The 22,069-nt window shown below is 55.1% G+C and carries 19 protein-coding genes, 1 pseudogene and 1 riboswitch; of the genes and pseudogenes, 5 read left to right on the top strand and 15 right to left on the bottom strand.

All coding sequences use genetic code 11. The features are described from left to right. Positions 1-105: 105 nt before the first annotated feature. The 5 genes and pseudogenes from GA0071314_RS05305 to GA0071314_RS05290 form a co-directional block, all read right to left on the bottom strand. Positions 106-714: a hypothetical protein gene (locus GA0071314_RS05305; RefSeq protein WP_156524097.1), complete on the bottom strand. Its 609-nt coding sequence runs from the start codon at positions 712-714 to the stop codon at positions 106-108. 370 nt (positions 715-1,084) lie between these two features. After that, on the bottom strand, positions 1,085-2,014 hold the full coding sequence (locus GA0071314_RS05300; RefSeq protein WP_074395680.1) for a hypothetical protein: 930 nt from the start codon (positions 2,012-2,014) through the stop codon (positions 1,085-1,087). 114 nt (positions 2,015-2,128) lie between these two features. Then, positions 2,129-3,133 carry an IS3 family transposase gene (locus GA0071314_RS05295; protein ID WP_231896491.1) on the bottom strand — a complete coding sequence of 335 codons (1,005 nt, stop codon included), beginning with the start codon at positions 3,131-3,133 and terminating at the stop codon, positions 2,129-2,131. Further along, a pseudogene (locus tag GA0071314_RS19735) lies at positions 3,100-3,249 on the bottom strand (transposase); the annotation flags it as partial. The gene GA0071314_RS05295 and the pseudogene GA0071314_RS19735, both read right to left, overlap by 34 nt. A gap of 72 nt (positions 3,250-3,321) precedes the next feature. Continuing rightward, positions 3,322-4,152: a trypsin-like peptidase domain-containing protein gene (locus GA0071314_RS05290; RefSeq protein ID WP_074395679.1), complete on the bottom strand. Its 831-nt coding sequence runs from the start codon at positions 4,150-4,152 to the stop codon at positions 3,322-3,324. Between the two features lie 226 nt (positions 4,153-4,378). Beyond that, positions 4,379-4,537, top strand: a riboswitch (TPP riboswitch). A 90-nt stretch (positions 4,538-4,627) separates the two neighbouring features. On the opposite strand from GA0071314_RS05290, the gene tenA reads away from it, so the two are divergent. From tenA to GA0071314_RS05275, 3 genes are all read left to right on the top strand, one after another. Further along, the gene (gene tenA, locus GA0071314_RS05285) at positions 4,628-5,311 is read left to right on the top strand and encodes a thiaminase II (protein ID WP_074395678.1); all 684 of its coding nucleotides are present in this window, start codon (positions 4,628-4,630) and stop codon (positions 5,309-5,311) included. A gap of 31 nt (positions 5,312-5,342) precedes the next feature. After that, positions 5,343-7,247, top strand: a complete 1,905-nt coding sequence (gene thiC, locus GA0071314_RS05280) for a phosphomethylpyrimidine synthase ThiC (protein ID WP_074395677.1) — start codon at positions 5,343-5,345, stop codon at positions 7,245-7,247. A 169-nt stretch (positions 7,248-7,416) separates the two neighbouring features. Further along, positions 7,417-9,096 (top strand): hypothetical protein, encoded by a 1,680-nt coding sequence (locus GA0071314_RS05275; protein ID WP_074395676.1) that lies wholly within the window; start codon positions 7,417-7,419, stop codon positions 9,094-9,096. A 108-nt stretch (positions 9,097-9,204) separates the two neighbouring features. Here GA0071314_RS05275 and GA0071314_RS05270 read toward each other — a convergent pair whose 3' ends face one another. The 5 genes from GA0071314_RS05270 to GA0071314_RS05250 all read right to left on the bottom strand — a co-directional run bounded on the left by GA0071314_RS05270 (position 9,205) and on the right by GA0071314_RS05250 (position 13,863). After that, positions 9,205-10,284 (bottom strand): NAD(P)-dependent alcohol dehydrogenase, encoded by a 1,080-nt coding sequence (locus GA0071314_RS05270; protein WP_074395675.1) that lies wholly within the window; start codon positions 10,282-10,284, stop codon positions 9,205-9,207. 142 nt (positions 10,285-10,426) lie between these two features. Next, positions 10,427-10,612 carry a CsbD family protein gene (locus GA0071314_RS05265; RefSeq protein WP_074395674.1) on the bottom strand — a complete coding sequence of 62 codons (186 nt, stop codon included), beginning with the start codon at positions 10,610-10,612 and terminating at the stop codon, positions 10,427-10,429. A gap of 114 nt (positions 10,613-10,726) precedes the next feature. Continuing rightward, positions 10,727-11,815 (bottom strand): DUF2955 domain-containing protein, encoded by a 1,089-nt coding sequence (locus GA0071314_RS05260; RefSeq protein ID WP_074395673.1) that lies wholly within the window; start codon positions 11,813-11,815, stop codon positions 10,727-10,729. 2 nt (positions 11,816-11,817) lie between these two features. Next, entirely contained in the window at positions 11,818-12,879 is a 1,062-nt protein-coding gene (locus GA0071314_RS05255; protein ID WP_074395672.1) for an HlyD family secretion protein, read from the bottom strand. Positions 12,880-12,942: 63 nt separating this feature from the next. After that, positions 12,943-13,863 carry an EamA family transporter gene (locus tag GA0071314_RS05250; RefSeq protein WP_074395671.1) on the bottom strand — a complete coding sequence of 307 codons (921 nt, stop codon included), beginning with the start codon at positions 13,861-13,863 and terminating at the stop codon, positions 12,943-12,945. Between the two features lie 168 nt (positions 13,864-14,031). Between GA0071314_RS05250 and GA0071314_RS05245 the strand changes: the two genes are divergently transcribed. Further along, the gene (locus GA0071314_RS05245) at positions 14,032-15,216 is read left to right on the top strand and encodes an acetate/propionate family kinase (protein ID WP_074395670.1); all 1,185 of its coding nucleotides are present in this window, start codon (positions 14,032-14,034) and stop codon (positions 15,214-15,216) included. Continuing rightward, entirely contained in the window at positions 15,213-17,396 is a 2,184-nt protein-coding gene (gene pta, locus GA0071314_RS05240) for a phosphate acetyltransferase (RefSeq protein ID WP_074395669.1), read from the top strand. The genes GA0071314_RS05245 and pta overlap by 4 nt, the downstream gene beginning before the upstream one ends. A 67-nt stretch (positions 17,397-17,463) precedes the next feature. On the opposite strand, the gene GA0071314_RS05235 is transcribed toward pta, so the two are convergent. The 5 genes from GA0071314_RS05235 to cyoB form a co-directional block, all read right to left on the bottom strand. Then, complete coding sequence (locus tag GA0071314_RS05235; protein WP_074395668.1) at positions 17,464-18,069, bottom strand: Yip1 family protein; 606 nt, start codon at positions 18,067-18,069, stop codon at positions 17,464-17,466. 118 nt (positions 18,070-18,187) lie between these two features. Beyond that, positions 18,188-19,081, bottom strand: coding sequence for a heme o synthase (cyoE, locus tag GA0071314_RS05230; protein ID WP_082934205.1), 894 nt, complete (start codon positions 19,079-19,081; stop codon positions 18,188-18,190). A gap of 5 nt (positions 19,082-19,086) precedes the next feature. Further along, on the bottom strand, positions 19,087-19,404 hold the full coding sequence (gene cyoD / locus GA0071314_RS05225) for a cytochrome o ubiquinol oxidase subunit IV (RefSeq protein ID WP_074395666.1): 318 nt from the start codon (positions 19,402-19,404) through the stop codon (positions 19,087-19,089). A 1-nt stretch (position 19,405) separates the two neighbouring features. Next, complete coding sequence (gene cyoC / locus GA0071314_RS05220; RefSeq protein WP_074395665.1) at positions 19,406-20,026, bottom strand: cytochrome o ubiquinol oxidase subunit III; 621 nt, start codon at positions 20,024-20,026, stop codon at positions 19,406-19,408. A gap of 2 nt (positions 20,027-20,028) precedes the next feature. Continuing rightward, positions 20,029-22,068 (bottom strand): cytochrome o ubiquinol oxidase subunit I, encoded by a 2,040-nt coding sequence (gene cyoB / locus GA0071314_RS05215; RefSeq protein ID WP_074395664.1) that lies wholly within the window; start codon positions 22,066-22,068, stop codon positions 20,029-20,031. Position 22,069 lies beyond the last annotated feature (1 nt).

Below are 22,069 nucleotides of genomic sequence, written 5' to 3'. Positions count from 1 at the left end.
GATTAGGCAGCTTGCCCTCTACCTTGAACGCCAGTTCCCCGCAGAGGCACTCCACGGCTATAGCGCTGATTGACATTGGTGTATGCCGCTTTGACACCCAGCGCCTTAAGGCCCGCAACGCCATTCGCCCTTCCAGTCACGCTGAGCGCCGTCGGCCCGGTCATACGTCAACGTCGCCGGCCTTGGCGGCGACTCCCCGCCTTCGGTGGGCTCACCGGTGACCTCAATGTGGACGGTCTTGCCCTTGCCACTGAAGGTTGGAGACTCCGTTATGCCATTAAAGCCACCCGGTGCCGACACGCGCTCCACATAACCGGCAACCTTGACCACCCCTTGCGCCGCATCGGACGACCCCACATTGCCCATGGCAATCAGCAACACTTCTCCATTATCCGTGGTGAACTGGCAACCCAGCTCGCCGGGAAGGTTGGCCTCGCTCATGTCCTCCTCCGTAAGAGCGTTCAGCGTAATCTCGGAACCATCACCGCCCTGGGTCTGCCCCGAGGGAACGGCACTTTCCTGTTTGTCGGAATCATTGGGCGCCTCGGCTGACGGCGAGGTCGACGACGATTGCGCCGCCTCTTCCTCTGTGCCCGAGGACGGGTTCGAGCAGCCGGTGATCAAGGTGATGGCCAGCAAACTTGCTAACAGAGTGACAGCGAGATTTGCACCGCGTTTGGGAAAGAGCATGGTGCCTCCTGGAAAAATAAACACCTACTTTAGAGTAACGCGTACAACCATGAATAATCGCTCCTTGAAAGCCTGTAAAGGCCACTGAGACTCTATCCCGAAACGCATGCTCTGTAGCGGGAAGCGCGTGGCAGCGTTCATGCTTCTGAAAGGCCTCTTGCTGGTACAAGCCGGATTTTCCATCGTCACGCCGGTATCGATGACAGTTGAGGATGAAGTGGTCGCATTGTTCCATCCCTGGTGAGGAGGGTGTTCAATCAGGTAAGTTGATCACCACCATGGCGTTCTGATCGCAGTTATAAGCCTTGAAGCGCGGCATGCTGACCACTCCTCGTCTGTTTTCTCGATCCTGCCAAAACATAGCCGTCAGCGGGGTTTTTCTACAGGCTCAACGTCAAGCGTCAGCCGCGCCGGTCTTTGGCGTCGGCTGCACGCTATTGTTCGGTTTTGTTTCACTATAATCATCAATTTGGCCACCATAGAAGACCAAGTGCTCATGATCTAGGTATTCAATGTGGCGCATATGTATAGACCTACCGAACCACGAAGGTGTTTGCAAACTGTCGGAGAACTTCGGGGTAGCATCAGGCCAAACGGTAGAGGCCACCATGCCGATGATAGCGCCAGGAAGAATGAGAGCAACAATGGGCAATATTAGAACCCATGCCTGCGACCATGAGCCGACGGCCCAATGAAAGAGCCATGCAGAACCGGCGAATGAAGACAGAAAAAGTAGAATAGAAAGCCCAACGCCGAGCCTACCAAGGAAGGGCTTATTGCCCAGCTCTTTAGTCGTTTTAATACCCCTTGGCATCCCAATAATGTCTCCTTCAAGTCTGACCGACTTAGGTCGATCTTCCGTCAATATTTTTAGAAGTGCGCCATCCTCGTAGTCAAGAAAATCGAAATCAATGAGCGTCTTGCTACCGTCATCCGGGTCTTGCTTAAGTTCGACTTGGCAGACCTCCCTACTGACAGCGGTCAAACTGATATCCAGTATTCGGACATTGTCCACCGCGATCTGCAGAGGATTTGCGGAAGCAATATCGTTTCGACGAATCGGTTCCGTTCCAAAGTTTGCAAAACGAACGAAACTAACGTGGACGCCCTTTAAACGCTGCTCAGGTTGATCTGTGGGTTTAAAGACGACATAAATGTCATACCCTTTCTCCGGAGTCTTTACGCTAGCGAGAGGAATTGACCCTGAGCGGTGATAGGCCAGTATCTTCTGTCTTCGATTCTGCTTGGCGTAATAGAGCGCGTATACGAGGCCAATAATGGATGCTCCCCCGCTTACTACACCAAATATTTCGATAACCGTCATATTTGTCTACCAATCTACCGGACGCCTGGGCTCAGCCGCCGGCTTGGAGCGGAGCGGAAAACTGGTTGGCTTGAGCCCTTTGATAGCTGTGGAGCTTGCGACGTCACCCCATCTTCAGTAGCACCCGGGTTTAGAGTCAGAAATAACTTTATCGTGTTTTACCACCAGTTGCTCGGCATAGGCTGACGGTGTCAGCCCTCCAAGACTCTTCTTCGGTCTTTCTTCGTTGTACTCCCGCCGCCATGCCTCGATGACAGCCTGGGCGTGTTGAAGGCTGGTGAACCAATGCTCATTTAGGCATTCATCTCGAAAGCGCCCATTGAACGATTCGATGTAGGCGTTTTGGTTGGGTTTTCCAGGTTCGATTAAAAACAGGGCAACGCCACGTAGATGCGCCCATGACAGCATGGCGCGCCCACAGAACTCCTTTCCATTATCCGTACGAATGGCGCTCGGTAGGCCACGTTGTAGGGCCAGGTGATCCAGAATACGTGTTAAAAACAGTCCGCTAATGGCACGTTCAGGCACGATCGCCACGGCTTCATGGGTGGCGTCATCGACAACCGTGAGGCTCTTTATCACTCGTCCGTCTGCCGTCCGGTCAAACACAAAATCCATTGACCAGACCTGATTGGCAGCCCCAGGGCGACCAAGTGGCTTTCGCTCAGACATGGGAACCTTCTTGCGCTTGCGACGCTTCACCTGCAAGCGAGCTTCCGCATACAGACGCTCAACACGCTTGTGATTGACCGGTTCTCCGGCCTGACGCAGCTTCAGGTAGATCATGCCAGCGCCATAGCGGCGATGCCGGTGTGCCAAGGCAACAATGCGTTCACGCAATGTCTCATTGCGGTCAGGGGCCGGCTGGTAGCGCAATGCACTGGCACTCATACGAATGACACGGAGCGCTCTGCGCTCACTCAGGCCACGTGACACCATAAAGCGCACCACGTCTCGGCGTGCCGGGGCGCTCACCACTTTTTTCTCAGCGCCTCGCGAGTGACCTCCATTTCCAGTAGCGACTCTGCGAGCAGCTTTTTCAAGCGTCCATTTTCGGCTTCGAGTTCTTTGAGTCGCTTGGCATCGGGGACGCTCATGCCGCCAAACTTGCTCCGCCATAGATAGTAACTGGCTTCTGAGAAACCGTGCCGACGGCATAGCTCTTTGATGGGCAGCCCCGCTTCGGCTTCGCCCAGGAAACCAATGATCTGTTCTTCGCTGAAACGCTTCTTCATGTCCAATCTCCTTACCCATAGGATCGGACTCTAAAGTGTAGCGCTACTCAATCAGGGGGTGATGTCGCTTGCTCAAGACTCATTACGAAGCCGATTATATGCGCAATTAATTTGAATAAGATCATCTCTCGATTCAATTTCAGCAAGAAAGTCTCTCAATATTTCCATTTTCCAGACGATACCTAAATCAGACTCAGAATTGATTCTACCACTATATATTCCTAAAAAATGTACCATTTCTTTTTTTGCCTGATACTGCTTTCCTTTGTGATCAACTATATCGCCTACTTTAAATCTGGCGATGACCAAAGATCCAGATTGCCCAGGCCGAGCCCGGCAGTCAATTAGGAAACTAGGGAGTTTTTTATAATTTGTATCTGGTTCTGAGGCAATGTAACCAGTTGACCAAATGGCAAAATTTTCATTCATACCAAATGGAAAACCCAATACATGAACTTGATCCGCTATGCGCCACTTATGCCAATCTTCTTTAGTTTCAACGAAGTGATGAATGGCATTACTTATTTCGGATATAGGTACTGCAACCACATCAACTGAAGCTCCAAATTCCGGATGCTCTACCCATACAGGGCACTCCATTTCATTGTCAGCATACAAATCAAATGCATACCAAACAGGTTCATGAGAGCCAATTATCTGAAATCGAATATTATTGGGAATGCCAAGATTTTTATTAAGAGGCTCTCCTGTTTCTTGGTGTCTCCCAGTTATGTTGTGCCTGTTGGTTATGAAAACAGGGCCTTTTTTAGAGTTGATAAAGAATGCTGTACCGGAAGAGAGTTTTGCATTATCGAAGTACATTTCGATATATAAAACTCGCATTGAATTTGTATTTATTTCCCCCGCAATCTCGGGATTATCTAATTTAGTAGATGTGCTCATCGTCATCCTTGTACAGCTAACAGTGATTCTACGCCCCGCAGCAAAACCTTAATGAACGCGACGGTGCCTTGATTAAGATTTTGCAGCCACCTAATTCGACTCTACCCCATTGATTCTTCTGTTAGCAAAGCCAATTTTGGCAGTATACCTAAAATTCGTATCCCGAACGATTCTCCATCTCCCTCCCCTTGCATCTCCCCCACCCGCCTCCTACACTCCACCAACGAACAGCTTGACGGGGTGCCGGTGATATCCGGCTGAGATGGCGCAGGGCGAGCATTTTTTGCTGCCGAGCGCTGGTCCCGCTGAACCTGATCCGGCTAATGTGCTGCTTAACATAACGAGCAGCACGGGTACCGGCGTAGGGATCAAGCGATGGCCATGGCTAGCTCTCTCTTACGATCGCACGCCACCTTCCGCGCCATTTCCTCGATCTCGCCCGCCTGCCTTCCGGATCATTACTACCGGAGGCATCATGGGCTACCGCTTTACTGATCTCACCACCGCCTGCCATAACGATTGGCGCGCCTATATCGAGCACGATTTTGTGCGCCAGTTGGGCAACGCCACGCTGCCTGAAGCGTCGTTTCGCCACTACCTGAAGCAGGACTACCTGTTTTTGATTCACTTCGCCCGTGCCTACGCGCTGGCGGCCTATAAAAGCCCTACCCTTGCCGATCTTCGCCAGGCCCATGAAGGCTTGAAAGCCATTGTGGATGTCGAGTTGGGTCTGCACGTGGGCTTTTGCCAGGCGTGGGGGATTTCCGAACAGGAATTGGAAGCGCTTCCCGAAGCCAGGGCGACGCTTGCCTACACCCGCTATGTATTGGATACCGGCAACCGTGGCGACCTGCTGGATTTACACGTGGCGATGGCCCCCTGCCTGGTGGGCTATGGCGAGATCGCCAACTGGCTAAACGCCCAGCCATCTACTTTACGCGGCGAGCGAAACCCCTATGACGCCTGGATCGCCATGTACGAAGGCGACGAGTTTCAGGCCGCCATGCACGCAGAGCTTGAATGGCTCAATACCCGCTTAGCCGATGTCCCCCCCGCCCGCTTTGCTGAACTCAGCAAAATTTTCCGCGATGCCACCCGCCTGGAAATCGACTTCTGGCAGATGGGCTTAGCGCTGATAGACCAAGACCTGACAGCTTGATGCAGCACGACAACAACCTATGGAGACCGTAATGACTAAGTCCGTCAACAATAGAACCAGTCACTTTTTAGCCGAAACCGCCCAGGTCGATGCCGCCGCCATTGCGCCGCTGCCCGGCTCAAGGAAGGTTTACGTGGAAGGCTCGCGGCCGGATATTCGCGTGCCGTTCCGGGAAATTTCACTGTCGCCGACCAAAACCACCGGCATCGATGAAGAGAACCCGCCGCTGCTGGTGTACGACACCTCCGGCCCCTACACCGACCCAGAGGCTAACAACGATTTACGCAAAGGCTTACCCGCCCTACGCCGGGCCTGGATTGAAGAACGCGATGACACCGAGTTTCTCACCGGCCCCACCTCCGAGTACGGTAACCGCCGCGCCAACGACCCCACCCTTGCCCAGCTGCGCTTTGATTTAACCCGCACTCCACGGCGGGCCAAGCCGGGTAAAAACGTCACTCAGCTTTATTACGCGCGACAGGGCATTATCACCCCAGAAATGGAGTTTATTGCCATTCGCGAAAACCAGCGCCGCCAGGCGTTAGGGTCTGAAGAAGTGGAGCGCATTCTGGGCCACCAGCATAAAGGTCAGAGCTTTGGCGCCAGCCTACCAGAAGAGATCACACCCGAGTTTGTGCGCGATGAAGTAGCCCGCGGGCGGGCGATTATTCCCAATAACATCAACCACCCGGAAAGCGAGCCGATGATTATTGGCCGCAACTTCCTGGTCAAGATCAACGGCAACCTGGGCAACTCCGCGGTGACTTCTTCTATCGAAGAAGAGGTGGACAAGATGACCTGGGGCATCCGCTGGGGCGCGGATACCATCATGGATCTCTCCACGGGGCAAAACATCCACGAAACCCGCGAGTGGATTTTGCGCAACTCGCCGGTGCCCATTGGCACGGTGCCCATCTATCAGGCGCTGGAAAAGGTCAAAGGCGTGGCCGAAGACCTTACCTGGGAAGTGTTCCGCGACACCCTGATTGAGCAGGCGGAACAGGGCGTGGACTATTTCACCATTCACGCGGGCGTACTGTTGCGCTATGTGCCACTCACCGCCAAGCGGGTCACCGGCATAGTCAGCCGCGGCGGCTCGATTATGGCCAAGTGGTGTTTGTACCATCACCAGGAGAGCTTCCTGTACACCCACTTCGAAGACATCTGCGAGATCTGCAAGCAGTACGATGTGGCGTTCTCCTTGGGCGATGGTCTGCGCCCCGGCTCCGTGGCGGATGCCAACGACGAAGCGCAAATGGCGGAGCTGAAAACCCTCGGCGAGCTGACCCATATCGCCTGGAAGCACGATGTGCAGGTGATGATCGAAGGCCCCGGCCACGTGCCCATGCACCTGGTGAAAGAGAACATGGATAAGCAGCTGGAGTACTGCGACGAGGCGCCCTTCTATACCCTCGGCCCACTGGTCACCGATATCGCCCCCGGCTACGACCATATTACCTCGGGCATTGGCGCAGCGATGATCGGTTGGTTTGGCTGTGCGATGCTCTGCTACGTGACGCCCAAGGAGCACCTGGGCCTGCCCAATAAAGACGACGTTAAAACCGGCATCATCACCTACAAGATTGCCGCCCACGCAGCGGACTTGGCCAAGGGCCACCCGGCGGCTCAGCGGCGGGATAATGCGCTTTCCAAGGCGCGGTTTGAGTTCCGCTGGGAAGACCAGTTCAACCTGGGCCTGGACCCGGACACCGCCCGTGAGTACCACGACGAGACCCTGCCCAAGGACTCCGCCAAGGTAGCCCACTTCTGCTCCATGTGCGGGCCGAAGTTCTGCTCCATGAAGATCAGCCAAGAGGTGCGTGACTATGCTAACGAACACGGGCTAAACGGCGATCAGGAAGCGGTGATGAAAGGCATGGAAGAGCAGGCGGAGAAGTTTCGTCAGAAAGGCAGCGAGCTGTATCAGGAGGTGTAACGTAGCGGCCTAGCGATGGAATGTGGCTCTTGAGTCTTAACAAATCTCGAGAGTCACTTTTTACTTAAGGAGAAGGTAATAAAGAAAACTTAGTGTATTATTATCATTTGCTGATTAATTAGATCAATAAACCATCTAAAACCAAAACTATTCAAGGAATGAGTACACGATGAAAACCCAACTTTCCCTGGCGGTTACCCTGGCCCTGGTCAGCGCAGGCCTGCTCAGCGGCTGCAGCGATGATAAAGAGTCAGCCAAGGAGGCATCGACACTGAGTTATATCCCGGCCGATTCTCCCTACTTCATGGCCTCAAGTGACACCATGCCTGAACAGGAGGCCTTTGATCTCTTTCAGCGCATGCAGCCTATGTCGAGTCTTGAGTCTGATCTGGATGAACTGCGCGACACACTGCCCGAGCTAGAAGACGATAAAGTGCAGCATGCGCTGGGGGCGCTGTTAATCGCCATGGGTGAAGAACTGGTAGGTGTTGAATCACTGGAGGATGTGCATGCCCTGGGCCTGAAGATGAGCCCCCAGGTCGCCTTCTATGGGCTGGGCATCCTGCCTGTGTTGCGCATGCAACTGCAGGATGAAGAAGCGTTTCGCGAAACGCTTCAGCGTATCCTGACCAAGGCAGAGATCACTCCCAGCACGGCCACTACCAACGGCACGGACTACTGGGTGCTGACACCTGAGGCACCGGTCAAGGCGATCCTGGCCATTATTGACCAGCAGTTACTGATATCTATCGTGCCGCAGGACGCCAGTGACGAGTTGATGGCGCAGGTACTGGGTAGCGATTTGCCTGACAGTAACCTCGAAGATTCTGGCGCGCTGGCAGAACTTGAGCAGCGCCATGACTTTACCCCTTATGGCGCCGGGGAGGTCGACTTTTCACGCCTGCTTAATGAGCTCAGCTCTCCTTCCCATGCAGGTACTCAGGCATTGATGGACGCCGTTGAGGCAGAGCAATTGGATCTGTCTGCCTGTCAGGCTGATATTGACCGCATCACCAGCCGCTTCCCCGGCCTCGTTATGGGCATGCGTGAGTACAACCAAGACCGCATGGAGATGAATGTCATTCTGGAAACCGATGAAGAGATTGTCAGCGACCTGCGCGCCCTGACGACCCAGGTTCCAGGTCTCGGCAGCACTGACGGTATGGCCAGCATCGGCATGGGCCTGAATTTACCGTTACTGCTTCAGACGGTTCAGCAATATGCTCAGCAAGTGCGTCAGAACCCCTTCAGCTGTGATGAGCTGCAGGACCTGAACAGCGCCTGGAGCGAAATCAACACGGCGATGAACAACCCGGCCACCATGATGATTGGTTCAGCGCTATCAGGTTTGAGGGCTCGCATCGACAGTCTGACAATGACCAATGGCGAACCCAGCGGCAGCGGTATTCTGACCCTTGCCTCCCCGAACCCTATGGGGCTGGTGACTACCGCAAGCGCCTTCGTGCCTGAACTAGGGGCTCTGGAACTTGAACCAGGCGGAGACGCCAAGCAAATCGAAAGCATGATGCTACCTCCAGAAACACCGGCACTGCATGCTGCTATGTCTAACAATGCCATTGCCCTGGGCGCTGACATCAGCGACCCGGCCTCACTGCAGAAAGCGCTGGAAGCCCCTGCTTCAGAGCAAGACCTACTGCTTCATGGTCACCTGACTAGTGAGTTTTATCATTCGCTGGCCGATGTCATGGAGCAGGTTTCTTCCGACGAGGTGTCAGCGTCTGATATTGACGCCGTCAGGCAGTATGCTGATATCTACAAGAATATGGAGTACTGGCTCCGAGTCGATGATGCAGGGGTCGAAATGAGTTTTTCGGCGGAATTGGAATAAGACCTAGCGGCTATTGCCGCCAGCAATAAAACCCGCTGACGGTTATACAGATGACCGTTAGCGGGTTTTTCGTTTAATAGCCTCGTTGTTTTATGCGGTGCCTGATACTCAGGAAACCTCAAGTGCTACTTTCAGCACGCCGTCGCGCTGATGGGAGAAGAGATCATAGGCATCGACGATGTTCTCAAGCGCGTAGCGGTGGGTGACCATGGGGCCAAGATCCAACCGACCGGCGGCGATGATGCTCATCAGCCGACGCATGCGCTCTTTGCCGCCGGGGCACAGCGAGGTAATGATCTTGTGGTCACCCAGGCCCGCGCAGAAGGCACCCAGCGGAATCGTCAGGTCTTCAGAGTAAACGCCGAGGCTGGATAGCGTTCCGCCGGGTTTTAGTACGCGCAGGGCAGACTCGAAGGTCTGCTGCAGGCCGAGGGCTTCGATGGCAACGTCGACACCGCGCCCACCGGTGAGCTTGAGGATTTCATCCACTACGTCGACCTTACGGAAATCCAGCGTTACGTCGGCGCCCATCTGCTTGGCGATAGCCAAGCGTTCATCCACGCCGTCTACCGCAATGATCATCCCTGCGCCTCGCAGCCTCGCCCCCGCCGTCGCGCAAAGGCCAATCGGGCCTTGGGCGAAGACCACTACCGTGTCACCGATTTTGATACCCCCGGCTTCGGCACCGGCAAAGCCGGTCGACATAATATCTGGGCACATCAGCACTTGTTCGTCGGTCAGGCCATCCGGCACCGGCGAGAGATTGGCCTGGGCATCGGGCACCAACAGATATTCTGCCTGTGCGCCGTCGATGGTATTGCCAAAGCGCCAGCCGCCCATCGGCTTGTAGCCGTGGCTATGGTGGCCGCCATCCTGCGAGGCGCAACCGTCCTGGCAGCCATAGGAGGTAAAGCTCGGGCAGATCGCCCCGGCAATCACCCGCTGGCCTTCCTGGTAGCCCTGAACGTTGGCGCCCAGCTTTTCGATAACGCCCACCGGCTCGTGGCCGATGGTCAGGCCGCGCTCCACCGGGTACTCGCCTTTGAGGATATGCACGTCGGTGCCGCAGATCGTCGTCGTGGTCACGCGCATCAAGGCATCATTGGGGCCGATCTCAGGAATGGGTTTGTCATCAATCTCGATGCGGCCGGGCTCGACAAAAATGGCCGCTTTCATCATGGCAGGCATGGCACGTCTCCTCAGTCGGGAAGTCGAAATTCCTCACCATTACGGCACAGAAGGCAACGCGCCATATTGCGCTGGATCAAGCTTCACGGTGTTAAACGTCAACAGGGGGCCGAAGCCCCCTGTTGGTGTCAGTGTTATACGGCTAGCGTTTTTTCTTTTGGTTCTCCTTGGCCTCACCCACGCCTTTTTGGATGCCGCCCTTTGCCTGTTGAGCTTTGCCTTTGGCTTCGGTCTTGCCGCTGCCGGTAGCTTTGCCCGCCGCTTCTTTCACTTTACCGGCAGCCTTGTTGGCAGCGCCTTTTGCTTTGTCTTCTTTACCATTTGCCATGACAAACACCTCTAATCCGTTAGTGGGGTAATACCACGCCTGTAGTGAATGCTTACTTCATGCGTGGGTTAGTCATCAGCGTAGTCGTTATCGGCAAAATTGCCTCAACTTCTTTTAGGCTGCTGCACTAGGTAAGCGTGTAGGCGCAAAGCGATTAAGAATGAAGTGCAAGCACGCCATCACCAACAGCGTCACCAGTAGCGCTACGCTCATTGACGAAAAACGATAGAGCGCGCTGTAAACGAGATCCTGCTGGGGCCCGAGGGACTGGCCAAATAAAATACCCAGCGTGGTTAGCCCGCCAAAGCCAATACCCGAACCGCCGCCTTCCAGAATATGCTCCCTTGCAAACAGCATAAGGCCCAGCCAGTAGAGCAGCATCACCAGTAAAAAATGATGGCTCTGGGTGTACAGCACCAGCTGCATGGCAAGCGCCAGATTGCAGCCCAATAGCGTGCCCACCGCGCGTTTGCCAGCAGATACTTTGGCACCGCCATATCCCAGTGAGAACAGCACCAGAATGGTCGCCATCTGGGCCGACAGCGAGCCCTGCAAATCAAACACCTGGAACACCACAAAGGAGAGCGTCGCGGTGATCCCGCCCATCAGGGTTTCATGGCGAATTTGCGCAGCGGGCTTTGCGCCTCTAGGCGGTGGGTTGCGAGGTTCCACATCGGGAAACAAGGTGTGCATCAGCATGGCAATCAACACGGCAAGCCCACTGGCGACCATATTGCTGGCCAGCAAATCGCTCAAATCGACGCTTGGGTAACTGGCAAAGTGCAGCAGAATACTTAGTGTGAGTACGCCGTTGGCCCCAAACAAAAACAGCGGGCCTTTGGCCATGAGATAAAAGCGAAACGAGAAGATCGCCAGCACCACCAGCGTCATCACTACGGGCATATGCTTGAGCAGCCCTACGACCAAACTGACTTCGAGCACGTTGATCGAGACGTTAGCCAGAAACTGTCGCACGATATGGCCGTTCAAGATGGGCACCATGCCCAGTAAAAACATCGGGAAAACGGTGAAGAACACGCCGTAATTCCAGCCCATCAACTGGCTGATAATAAAACCCAGTGAGCCTCCACCCGCGATTCGCAAGCATTGGCGCAGGCCGTTCTCCGTTAACCCGGCGGGTCGCTGAGCAGTTGTCTCTATGGCGACGGCACGCTTGCGCTCCAAACGTTTATTGAACGCCATACTCAATACACCATATGAAGCCAGCTGATTAAACGCGCCTGCAGTGCAGCAAACGGTTTAGCCAGCAGGTGATCTCCCGGCACCAACTGCACGGTGGCTCGAGCACCACTGGCGGGTAACGCAGATAGTGATTTGTTTAGCGCCACGTGGAGTCGCAGACGCTGGGCATCGCGCACCCAGCGATCCGTTGTCGGAATATCCGCCAGTTGGCCGTTCGGGGCGATTTGCCCTTCGCCGACGCCTGCATCAAAGGCGCTGACCTTGCCCTCAAACACCTGCCCCGGCCAGCCGTCCAGCACGACCTTGACCGAGTCGCCCAAGCTCACATGGCGGAGACTTTTTTCCCGGAAGTCGGCAATAATATCCATCTTATCAGCCACTAATGCCAACGCCGGCTGACCGGCCTGCACATAGTCGCCCGCCTGCAATTGTAGGTTGGTTATCACCCCCGACTCGGCCGCTCGGACGTTGGTATGCGCCATATCCAGCTGTGCTTTTTTCAGGGCGTTATCAGCCTTGCGTAAGCGCAAATTGGCCTCGCCTTCTTCACCCAACTGCACTTGCAAGCTTTCGATGTCTGCCTGGGCCGAGGCCACCGCCGACTGCGCCGTATGCTCGGCGGCAACCTGCTGATCGTACTGCTGGCGAGAAAGGCTCTGCCGTGCGAGCAGCGCTTCCCCACGACGACGTTCGCCGCGGCGTTCCTCTGCCGTCGCCTCTGCCGACATCAGGGAGGCACGCGCCGCGGCTAGTTCAGCTTTTAAGCGGGCATTGTCTTGCTGGGCTTGTTCGCGATCCAGCTGCGCCTGTTGCAAGGCCACGCGAAAAGGCGCAGCGTCTAAGCGGAAAAGTACGTCCCCTTCTGCGACCTGTTGGTGGTCGCGCACCACAACTTCTTTAACAGGCGCGCTCAGTTCAGGCGCAATGTGCGTCACCGGGCGCATCACCCGCGCTTCCGGAGTGATGGGCATAAAGCTATCGGCGATGAGGAAATATAAAAATACAAGGATAAAGGCGGCAATCGCCACCTTTACCCAGCGGGCAAAGCGTTGTTCGGGGGACATGCGGAACTCATTAGCGTGTTAATGACATCACTAGCTTATCATTTAATTAGCACGCTAACAAATTTACCGTTGTTTGGAGAGACTCAACACCACAATTCCACCCACAACCACCGCCCCGCCGACTAGCTGGCTAGGGCTGAGCATTTGGCCCAAGACGAAGTAACCAATCACTAACGAGGCGACGGGCTCGATGTTCATCACCGGTGCGTTGCGCGCCATATCCAAGCGGGGCACAAAAATAAACAGCATCGAAAAGGCCGAACCATACAACACTGCCAATAGTGTGAGTCCAATCCAGCCTTGACTGTTTTCCGGCAGGCTCATACCTCCTGGGACCACGCCAGCTAAGCCGCCTATGATCATGGCAATGAACACTGTTTGCATCGTAAGCAAGCTACGTAAGGTACTTCCTACCCCTGCCAGCCTATGCTCGGTGGTCCAAAGCGCGCAGGCGAAGGCAAACGCCGCCGTTAAACCAAAGCCGATACCCGCCAACCAGCCTGGGCCCATACCCTCAGCACTGGCAAACCATGCGGGTATATCGAGCACCACAAGTAGGCCGATCAAAATTGTGCCCATTATCAAGCAGCTGCGCAGCGTTGGTCGCGGCCCGCCTAATGCCCAACTGAGCAGCGCCAGTTGGATCGGGAAGGTGTTGACTAGCAGCAAGGCAATCACCACCGGCAACCGCGCCACGGCGGAGTACAAGCAAACGCTCTGCACTGTGATGCAAAGCCCGACGGCGAGCTGCCACCGCCAAGTACCCGGCGGCAGCCAGAGACGCTTTTTTTGAGCGACCACCAAGCACAGCAGGATCAAACAGGCCACCCCGGAACGGGTCAGCACCGCCAGTAGTAGCCCGGTACCATTATCGAACGCTAACCTGGCCGAGACATGGTTGGCCGCGAACATCGTCGCCACCGTCATTAATAATAGGATAGCAAGATGGCGTGGAAGAAAAGACGGGAGCGCAGGGGGTTGCATAGTAACAGCGGGCTCTTTTTGTGATGATGGAAAGCAGTAACGGCATTGCCTAGCATGCCGAGATTTTAGCTAGAAGGCTAACGAGATTAACGAACTGATGGTCAGTATTGCTACATGTTATACTAAGGTCTAACTTTTTACTTTATCTCTTTGTCAAAAAGGCCCTTTATGAACGCATCGGTATTGGTCATTAACTGCGGCTCCTCCTCAATTAAATATGCCCTTATTGATGCAGACCCAAAGGCAGCGCGTCTTGACGGCATTGCTGAGCGCCTGGGCAGCCCCGAAGCACGCCTTAAAGGAAACGACAGCGCCGGTGAGCGTTTTACCAAGTCGTTGCCCGGCGCCGACCATGCCCAGGCAATAAGCGCCATTCTAGACTGTTTGGAAGGCCGCCTGCCTAATGCTGTTGGTCACCGTATTGTCCACGGGGGCGAGCATTTTACCCAGGCAGCCCTGATTGATGAACACGTTATCGCCGCTATTGAAAGTACCGCCGCCCTCGCGCCGTTACATAACCCGGCCAACCTGACCGGTATTACCGCCACACAACAAGTCTTTCCATCGCTTCCCCAGGTCGCCGTGTTTGATACCGCTTTTCATCAAACGCTGCCGCCGCGCGCCTACCGCTATGCGCTGCCCGAGGCGCTTTACACCGAGCACGGCATTCGCCGCTACGGCTTTCATGGCACCAGTCACGCCTTCGTTAGCCAGCGCGCCGGTGAACTGAGCGACCGGGGTGCTGGCGGCTGGCTGACCGCGCACCTGGGCAACGGCTGCTCGACCAGCGCCGTGTGGCAGAACCAAAGCCTGGATACCAGCATGGGATTAACACCATTGGAAGGGGTGGTAATGGGCACGCGCAGCGGCGATGTCGACCCCGGCCTGCACGCGCATTTGCATCGCCAGCTTGGCTGGTCGCTGGATGAAATCGACAAGGTACTGAATAAACAAAGCGGGCTACTGGGGCTTTCCGGCCTAACCAACGATATGCGTGAAATAGAACAGGCCGCCGCCCAGGGCCATACAGGCGCCACTCTGGCGCTGGAAGTATTCTGCTACCGTATTGCTAAATCACTGGCGGGGCTTTCCTGTGCGCTGCCCCAGTTGGATGGTGTCATTTTCACCGGCGGTATCGGCGAAAACTCACCACAGGTACGTCGCCAAGTAATTGGCCTGATGCCGCACTTCGGCGTTGCGCTGAATGACGCAGCCAACGAGGCCACGATTCGCGGTAAAGAAGGCAGGCTGGATAACCCTGATCACCAAGGGGCGCAGGTGTGGGTCATTCCCACGGATGAAGAAGGCCGTATCGCCATGGAAACCCGTCACTGTCTGGAGACTCACGCATGAACACGCCCGCTGATGCACCGCAGGCTATTTTGCTGGTACCCACCAGCCAAGGAGCAGGCCTAACCTCCGCGTGCCTGGGGTTGATTCAAGCGCTGGACACCATTGGTCTTAAAGCGGGTTTTCTAAAGCCATTTATGCAAAAAGAGTTAAATGGCCCCGGGTTGGACCGCTCAACGGCGCTGGCTTCGCGTACATTAAATCAACGACCGCCCTCGCCTATTTCCCAGGCCCGGCTTGAGCGACTGTTGCGCGACGATCAAACCGACGAGCTGATGGAAAACGTGATCGAGCTTTACGATCAGGTCACCCAGCAGGCTTACCGGGACGGTAGCACCTTGGATTTGGTGGTGGTCGAAGGAGTGGTCCCCACCCAGTACACCACCTACGCCACCCAAACCAACACTCAGTTGGCCAATGCATTAAATGCACGCATTATTCTGGTGGGCACCGGCGATTTGGATGACCCTCAGCGGCTCGCCGAAGAGCTGGATATGCACGCAAGAAGCTTCGGCGGCGTTAGCTCCAGCCGCACACTGGGCGGCATTTTGATGCGTATGAAAAACCTGCCCTACGGCCAGGAAGACGATCTTTCCGCGGCACCAGGGAGCATTAAACCCCAGTTGGAAGCCTCACTGCTCAACGAGCTACGCCGCTACTCGCCGTCGCTTGCCACGGATAAGTTTCATCTGATTGGCGTTGTCCCCTACAGCAATGCGCTCAGTGCACCGCGCACGCTGGACGTCGCCAGGGCGCTGAATGCGACGCTGCTGAACGAAGGCGAAGCCGCCAGCCGACGGGTGCTTTCCACCAGCCTTTGCGCCCGCAGTGCCGCCAATGCGTTGCATATTTTCAAGCCAGGTTGCCTGGTGGTCGCGTCTGGCGACCGCGATGACGTGGTGCTGGCCTCTGCCCTTGCCACCATGAACGGTACCCGCCTGGCCGGTGTGCTGCTAACCAACGGCTTTATGCCCAACGACAATATGATTGAAATGTGTCGGCCTGCGCTAAAAACTGGCTTGCCGGTGCTGGCAGTCGACACCGACAGCCTGACCACCGCGCAAAACTTAAGCCAGTTAAGCAGTGAAATTCCCATGGATGATTTCGAGCGTGCCGAACAGGTCGCTCGCTATGTTGCTGCTCATATCGATTTAGACTGGCTAAAAACCAATCTTAGCCGTGGCTACACGCATCGGCTTTCGCCTTCCGCCTTTCGTCACCAGCTGGTCAAGCATGCTCAGCAAGCCAAAAAGCGCATCGTGCTGCCTGAAGGCGATGAACCAAGAACCATCGAAGCCGCGATTATTTGCCAGCGGCGCGGCATCGCTAACTGCGTACTGCTGGGTAATCGCGATGACATAGAAGATGTCGCCCGCAACCGGGGATTGACGCTACCGGAGGCGCTCACCATTATTGACCCAGAAAGTACCCGTGCGCATTACATCGCCCCCATGGTTAAGCGTCGACGCGGTAAGCTCAATGAGTTAACGGCTGAGGCCCAACTGCAGGATAACGTGGTACTTGGCACCATGATGCTTCAGTTGGATGAGGTCGACGGCTTGGTGTCAGGGGCCGTCCATACCACAGCCAATACCGTGCGACCCGCCTTCCAGTTGATCAAAACCGCACCGGAATACCGTCAGGTGTCGTCGATCTTCTTTATGCTGCTACCCGAACAAGTGGTGGTCTATGGTGATTGCGCAATAAATCCCGACCCTGACGCTGAAACGCTCGCAGAAATCGCTATACAAAGTGCCCACTCGGCACAAGCGTTTGGAATCGAACCACGGGTCGCAATGATCAGCTATTCAACGGGGGATTCGGGGACTGGTGCGGATGTCGATAAAGTGCGCGAAGCCACGCGCATCGCCAAACAGCGTGCGCCCGGCTTACTTATCGACGGTCCACTGCAATACGACGCCGCTGCCATCGAAAGTGTAGGCAAGCAAAAAGCGCCCGACTCACCGGTCGCCGGTAACGCAACGGTGTTTGTGTTTCCCGATCTGAATACGGGAAACACCACTTACAAGGCGGTTCAACGCAGCGCCCGGGTGGTAAGCGTCGGCCCAATGCTGCAAGGCTTGAATAAGCCCGTGAATGACTTATCCCGCGGGGCATTGGTGGACGATATTGTCTATACCATCGCCTTGACCGCCATTCAGGCAAGCCAGCAAAACGCATAGCGCAAACCGCTACCTCGCAGCATAGCGAGGTAGCGGTTTTAACGGGCAGGACGTTACCGATGGTCGGCTAGGACAGGATACCGAGAATAATCTGCTCGCCGTAACCCCAGAGCAGCACCGTCGCGGCCAGCAACATCTCAAGCACCAGCACGCCGATCGCCAGGGTGGCACTGGAAACGATAAACCCTTGCTCATCAGAAATATCCAGAAAGTTCGGAATTCCGACGTAGAGCAGATAACCCGACCAGCACAGCCCTATCACCCCGGCTAGCAGGCACAGCCATACAATGGGATAGAGGGCGACAATACCGCTAAGTAGCATGGGGGTTGCGACATAACCTGCAAATTTTACGCAGCGCCGACGATTGGGGGGGTCTACAAAGCGTTGGGCCATCCAATGGATAACGTTACCCATGAACAACACGGCCGCCAGAATGACCAGATAAAACACGATACCCGCATAAAATGCATCCAGCAGGTTAAGCTGAATGGTCCGCTCACCGCCAAGTCCCCAGCCGAACTGGGTAGTGCCGATAAAAGAGCAGACAACGGGGACAGCGCTGAGAATCAATACATGGTGAGCATAGAGGTGAAACACCGTTTCATGCTCGTCGTGCATCTGTTTCCATTCGCGTTGAGGATGGGCCATCAGACCCCAGACGTGTGTCAGCATGGGTACGTCTCCTACTGTCCTTATTATTCTAACCGACGGGATAGTCGATCAAACCCACATCGGGCTTACAGACAGTATAGACAGGAGCATTGCACTCCTGCCTAATTTCTGACGAAATTCATAACCAACGGTCTAACAACGGTGGTAACGACAGCAGGCTGGCATCCAGTGACATGGCAACGCTCAACACCGTGATCGCCAGGATTGAAACGCCAAACACGCGCTTAGCCCAACGGACTTCATCGCTACCGTGATAGCCCTGTACGGCCTGATAAAGCCAGTAGCTACCCATCACCAATGCTACGATCAGGTAGCCAACGCCAGCATAGCCGGCCAGTACCAACGCCAATGATGCGGCAATAAACGCAATTATGTAGCCAAGAATATAGCGACGTGCTGACGCAATACCGCGTACCACCGGCAAGACCGGAATTGAAGCAGCGCGGTAATCTTCCATCCGGAAAATAGCAATCGCATAAGAATGCGGCATTTGCCAAAGACAGAAAATCAACAGTAGCGTTAAGGCCCCGGCGTCCAGCTGGTTAGTCACGGCGCAATAACCCACCACTGGCGGTACTGCACCAGAAAGGCTGCCCACCAAAGTGCCAAACTCAGAATGACGCTTCATATAGAGGCTATAGGCCCCTACATAAATAGCGTAACCAAAGCCTGCCAGAGCAACCGTCAACCCATTGGTACCTAGCGCCAACACGGCGAAGCCGGCAATGCCCAGCAGCGTCGCAAAGCACAATGCCGCAAACGGTGTGATACGACCCTGGACCAGAGCCCGCGTACGCGTGCGGCTCATCACCGCATCAATGTCCCGATCAATCACGTTATTAAAGGCACAGCCTGACGCAATCACCAGCGCCAAGCCCACCACCGCGCTCAAAAACAGCAGCAAATCAAAATCGCCGCGGGCGGCTAAAAAATAGCCGCCCATGACTGAAATGGTATTACCACCAATGATACCCGGTTTGGTGAGGGCGAAATAATCGCCCATCTTTGCCATAAACGTTACCCGATGTGCAGATTGAGGTGCAGGTGATGCATGATCCACAACGAACCTCCAACAACCAGGCCGAGAATAATCAGGGTGAAGACGAAGGACATGAAGTTCCAACCTTCCTCTTGCTTAGTGTCCATGTGCATGAACATCACAAGCTGCACCAGAATCTGGGCTATGGCGGTTATAACAATCGTCCAAACGGTGGCATTCATGCTCAACGCACCACTCATTACCACCGAGAAGGGGATAATAGTGAGCACGATGGACAGAATGAGGCCTGTCACATACGACTTTACGCTGCCGTGTGAAGTGGGTGAATCATCCATATTACAGAACCCCCATCAGGTAGACGAATGAAAACACACAAATCCAAACAATATCCAAGAAGTGCCAGAACAAGCTTAAGCATAGGATACGCGGACGTGTCATGTCGTTCAGACCCTTGGTGCGCAATTGATAAAGTACCACCAGGATCCAGATCAGCCCGAAGGTCACGTGGAGACCGTGGGTGCCAACCAGTGTAAAGAAGGCAGATAAAAAGGCGCTGCGATCAGGCCCGTAGCCGAGATGAATGAGGTGCTGGAACTCATAAATCTCCATGGCGATAAAGGCCGCCCCCAGCACGAAGGTGATCCACAGCCATTTCTTGACTTGGTCAACCTTCTCGGCGGTCATTGCCAGCACCGCCATCCCGTAGGTAAAACTACTGATCAACAGTGCAAATGTACCGGCTAAAATCAGCGGTAAATCAAAGATCTCGGAGCCGTCGGGTCCACCGGCCGTGCCCCGAAGGAGCACGGCAAAAGTTGCGAATAGTGTTCCGAAGATCACCAAATCGCTCATCAGGTAAACCCAGAAACCGAACACCTTGATGCTGCCGGTATCGTGGTGATCATGCGTCACTGGATGCGCGTGATCGTCGTGGTTACTTACTGCTTCGCTCGCCATGGTTACCCCTGCATCCGAACCTGTAGATGAGACGCTTCTTCGGGATGCTGCTTGACCCACTCCCGATACTCTTCGAGGCGTTGCTTATGCTCAGTCTCAATACGCTCGACTTCAGCCGCCGGCACGTAGTAATCGATATCGTCATTGGCGACACGGGCGATGAAGGCGACGAACATGCCGATACCACCGACAATCGCCAACCACCAGATGTGCCATACCAGGGCAAAGCCAAAGATCATCGAAAACAGACTGATCACCGGTCCCGCAATGGTATTCCGCGGCATATGGATGTCCTGGTAAGGCCCAGTACCAATTGCTTCACGACCTTCCTGCTTCTGGCGCCAGAAATCATCGATACCGCTGATTTTCGGCAGATGCGCGAAGTTATAGAAAGGCGCAGGCGAAGAGGTTGCCCACTCCAGGGTACGGCCATCCCACGGGTCACCGCTCATGTCGGCATACTTCATGCTATGACGATTCTTGATGCTGACCGCCACCATGATCAGTGTCGATAAGATACCCAGCATGATGATACATGCTCCGATAAAGGCGACGATCATCAACGGCTGCCATTCAGTGGCTTCGTAAGACGACATGCGACGCACGGCCCCATCGAAGCTGAGCACATAGAGCGGCATAAAGGCCATGAGAAAGCCGATCAACCAGCACCAGAAGCTGCGCTTGCCCCACTTTTCGTCGAGCTTGAAGCCAAACGCCTTCGGGAACCAGTAGTACATTCCCGCCATCATGCCGAAGACCACGCCGCCGATGATGACGTTATGGAAGTGGGCAATAACGAACAGGCTGTTATGCAGCACAAAGTTAGCGGCTGGCACCGACAGCATCACACCGGTCATACCACCGATGGTAAAGACGATGATGAAACCGATGAGCCACAGCATGGGCACAGACAGCTCGATGCTGCCGCGGTACATGGTGAACAGCCAGTTAAATACCTTCACACCCGTGGGAATGGCAATGATCATCGTCATGATGCCGAAGAAGGCATTGACGTTGGCCCCCGCCCCCATGGTGAAGAAGTGGTGCAGCCATACGATGAAGGACAGCAGCGTAATCGCAACGGTCGCCCAGACCATGGTGGTGTAACCGAACAATCGCTTGCGGGCGTACGTCGCCACGACTTCAGAGAATACCCCAAAGGCCGGCAGAATCAGGATGTACACCTCAGGATGGCCCCAGGCCCAGATGAGGTTGACGTACATCATCACGTTGCCGCCAAGATCGTTGGTGAAGAAGTTCATCCCCAGGTAACGATCAAGGGTGAGCAGCGCAATCGTCGCGGTCAGAATCGGGAACGACGCGATGATCAGCACGTTGGCGCACAGCGATGTCCACGTAAAGATCGGCATGCGGAACATCTTCATGCCCGGCGCACGCATTTTCAGGATCGTCACGAAGAAGTTGATACCCGTCAACGTGGTCCCTACCCCGGATATCTGCAACGCCCATATCCAGTAATCGACCCCGACCCCTGGACTGTACTCAATCCCCGAGAGAGGCGCGTAGGCCAACCAGCCAGTGGTACCAAACTCGCCGATAAACAGAGATAGGTTGACGATCATCGCACCGGATACAAACAGCCAGAAGCTGAGGTTGTTCAGGAACGGGTAGGCAACGTCGCGGGCACCGATCTGTAGCGGCACGACCAAGTTCATCAAACCGATGACCATGGGCATGGCCACGAAGAAGATCATGATCACGCCGTGGGTCGTGAACAGTTGGTCGTAATGCTCCGGCGGCAGGAAGCCTTCTGCTCCGCCAGAGGCAATCGCCAGCTGGGCACGCATCATCAGCGCTTCACCAATACCGCGGACCAGCATCACCAGGGCCACGATGAAATACATGATCCCGATCTTTTTATGATCGACCGAGGTTACCCACTCGCTCCACAGATAGCCCCACTTGCGGTAGTAGGTAACACCCCCTAACACCACCGCTCCGCCCAAGGCGGTCATGATCATGAGCGATACGATGATGGGATCGTAAAAGGGGATCGAGTCTAAACCGAGTTTTCCAAACATA

It is taken from the genome of Halomonas sp. HL-93, assembly GCF_900086985.1.
Lineage (GTDB): Bacteria > Pseudomonadota > Gammaproteobacteria > Pseudomonadales > Halomonadaceae > Vreelandella.
Note: the sequence above shows the minus strand (reverse complement) of the source record. Positions and strands in the feature narration are given on the sequence as shown.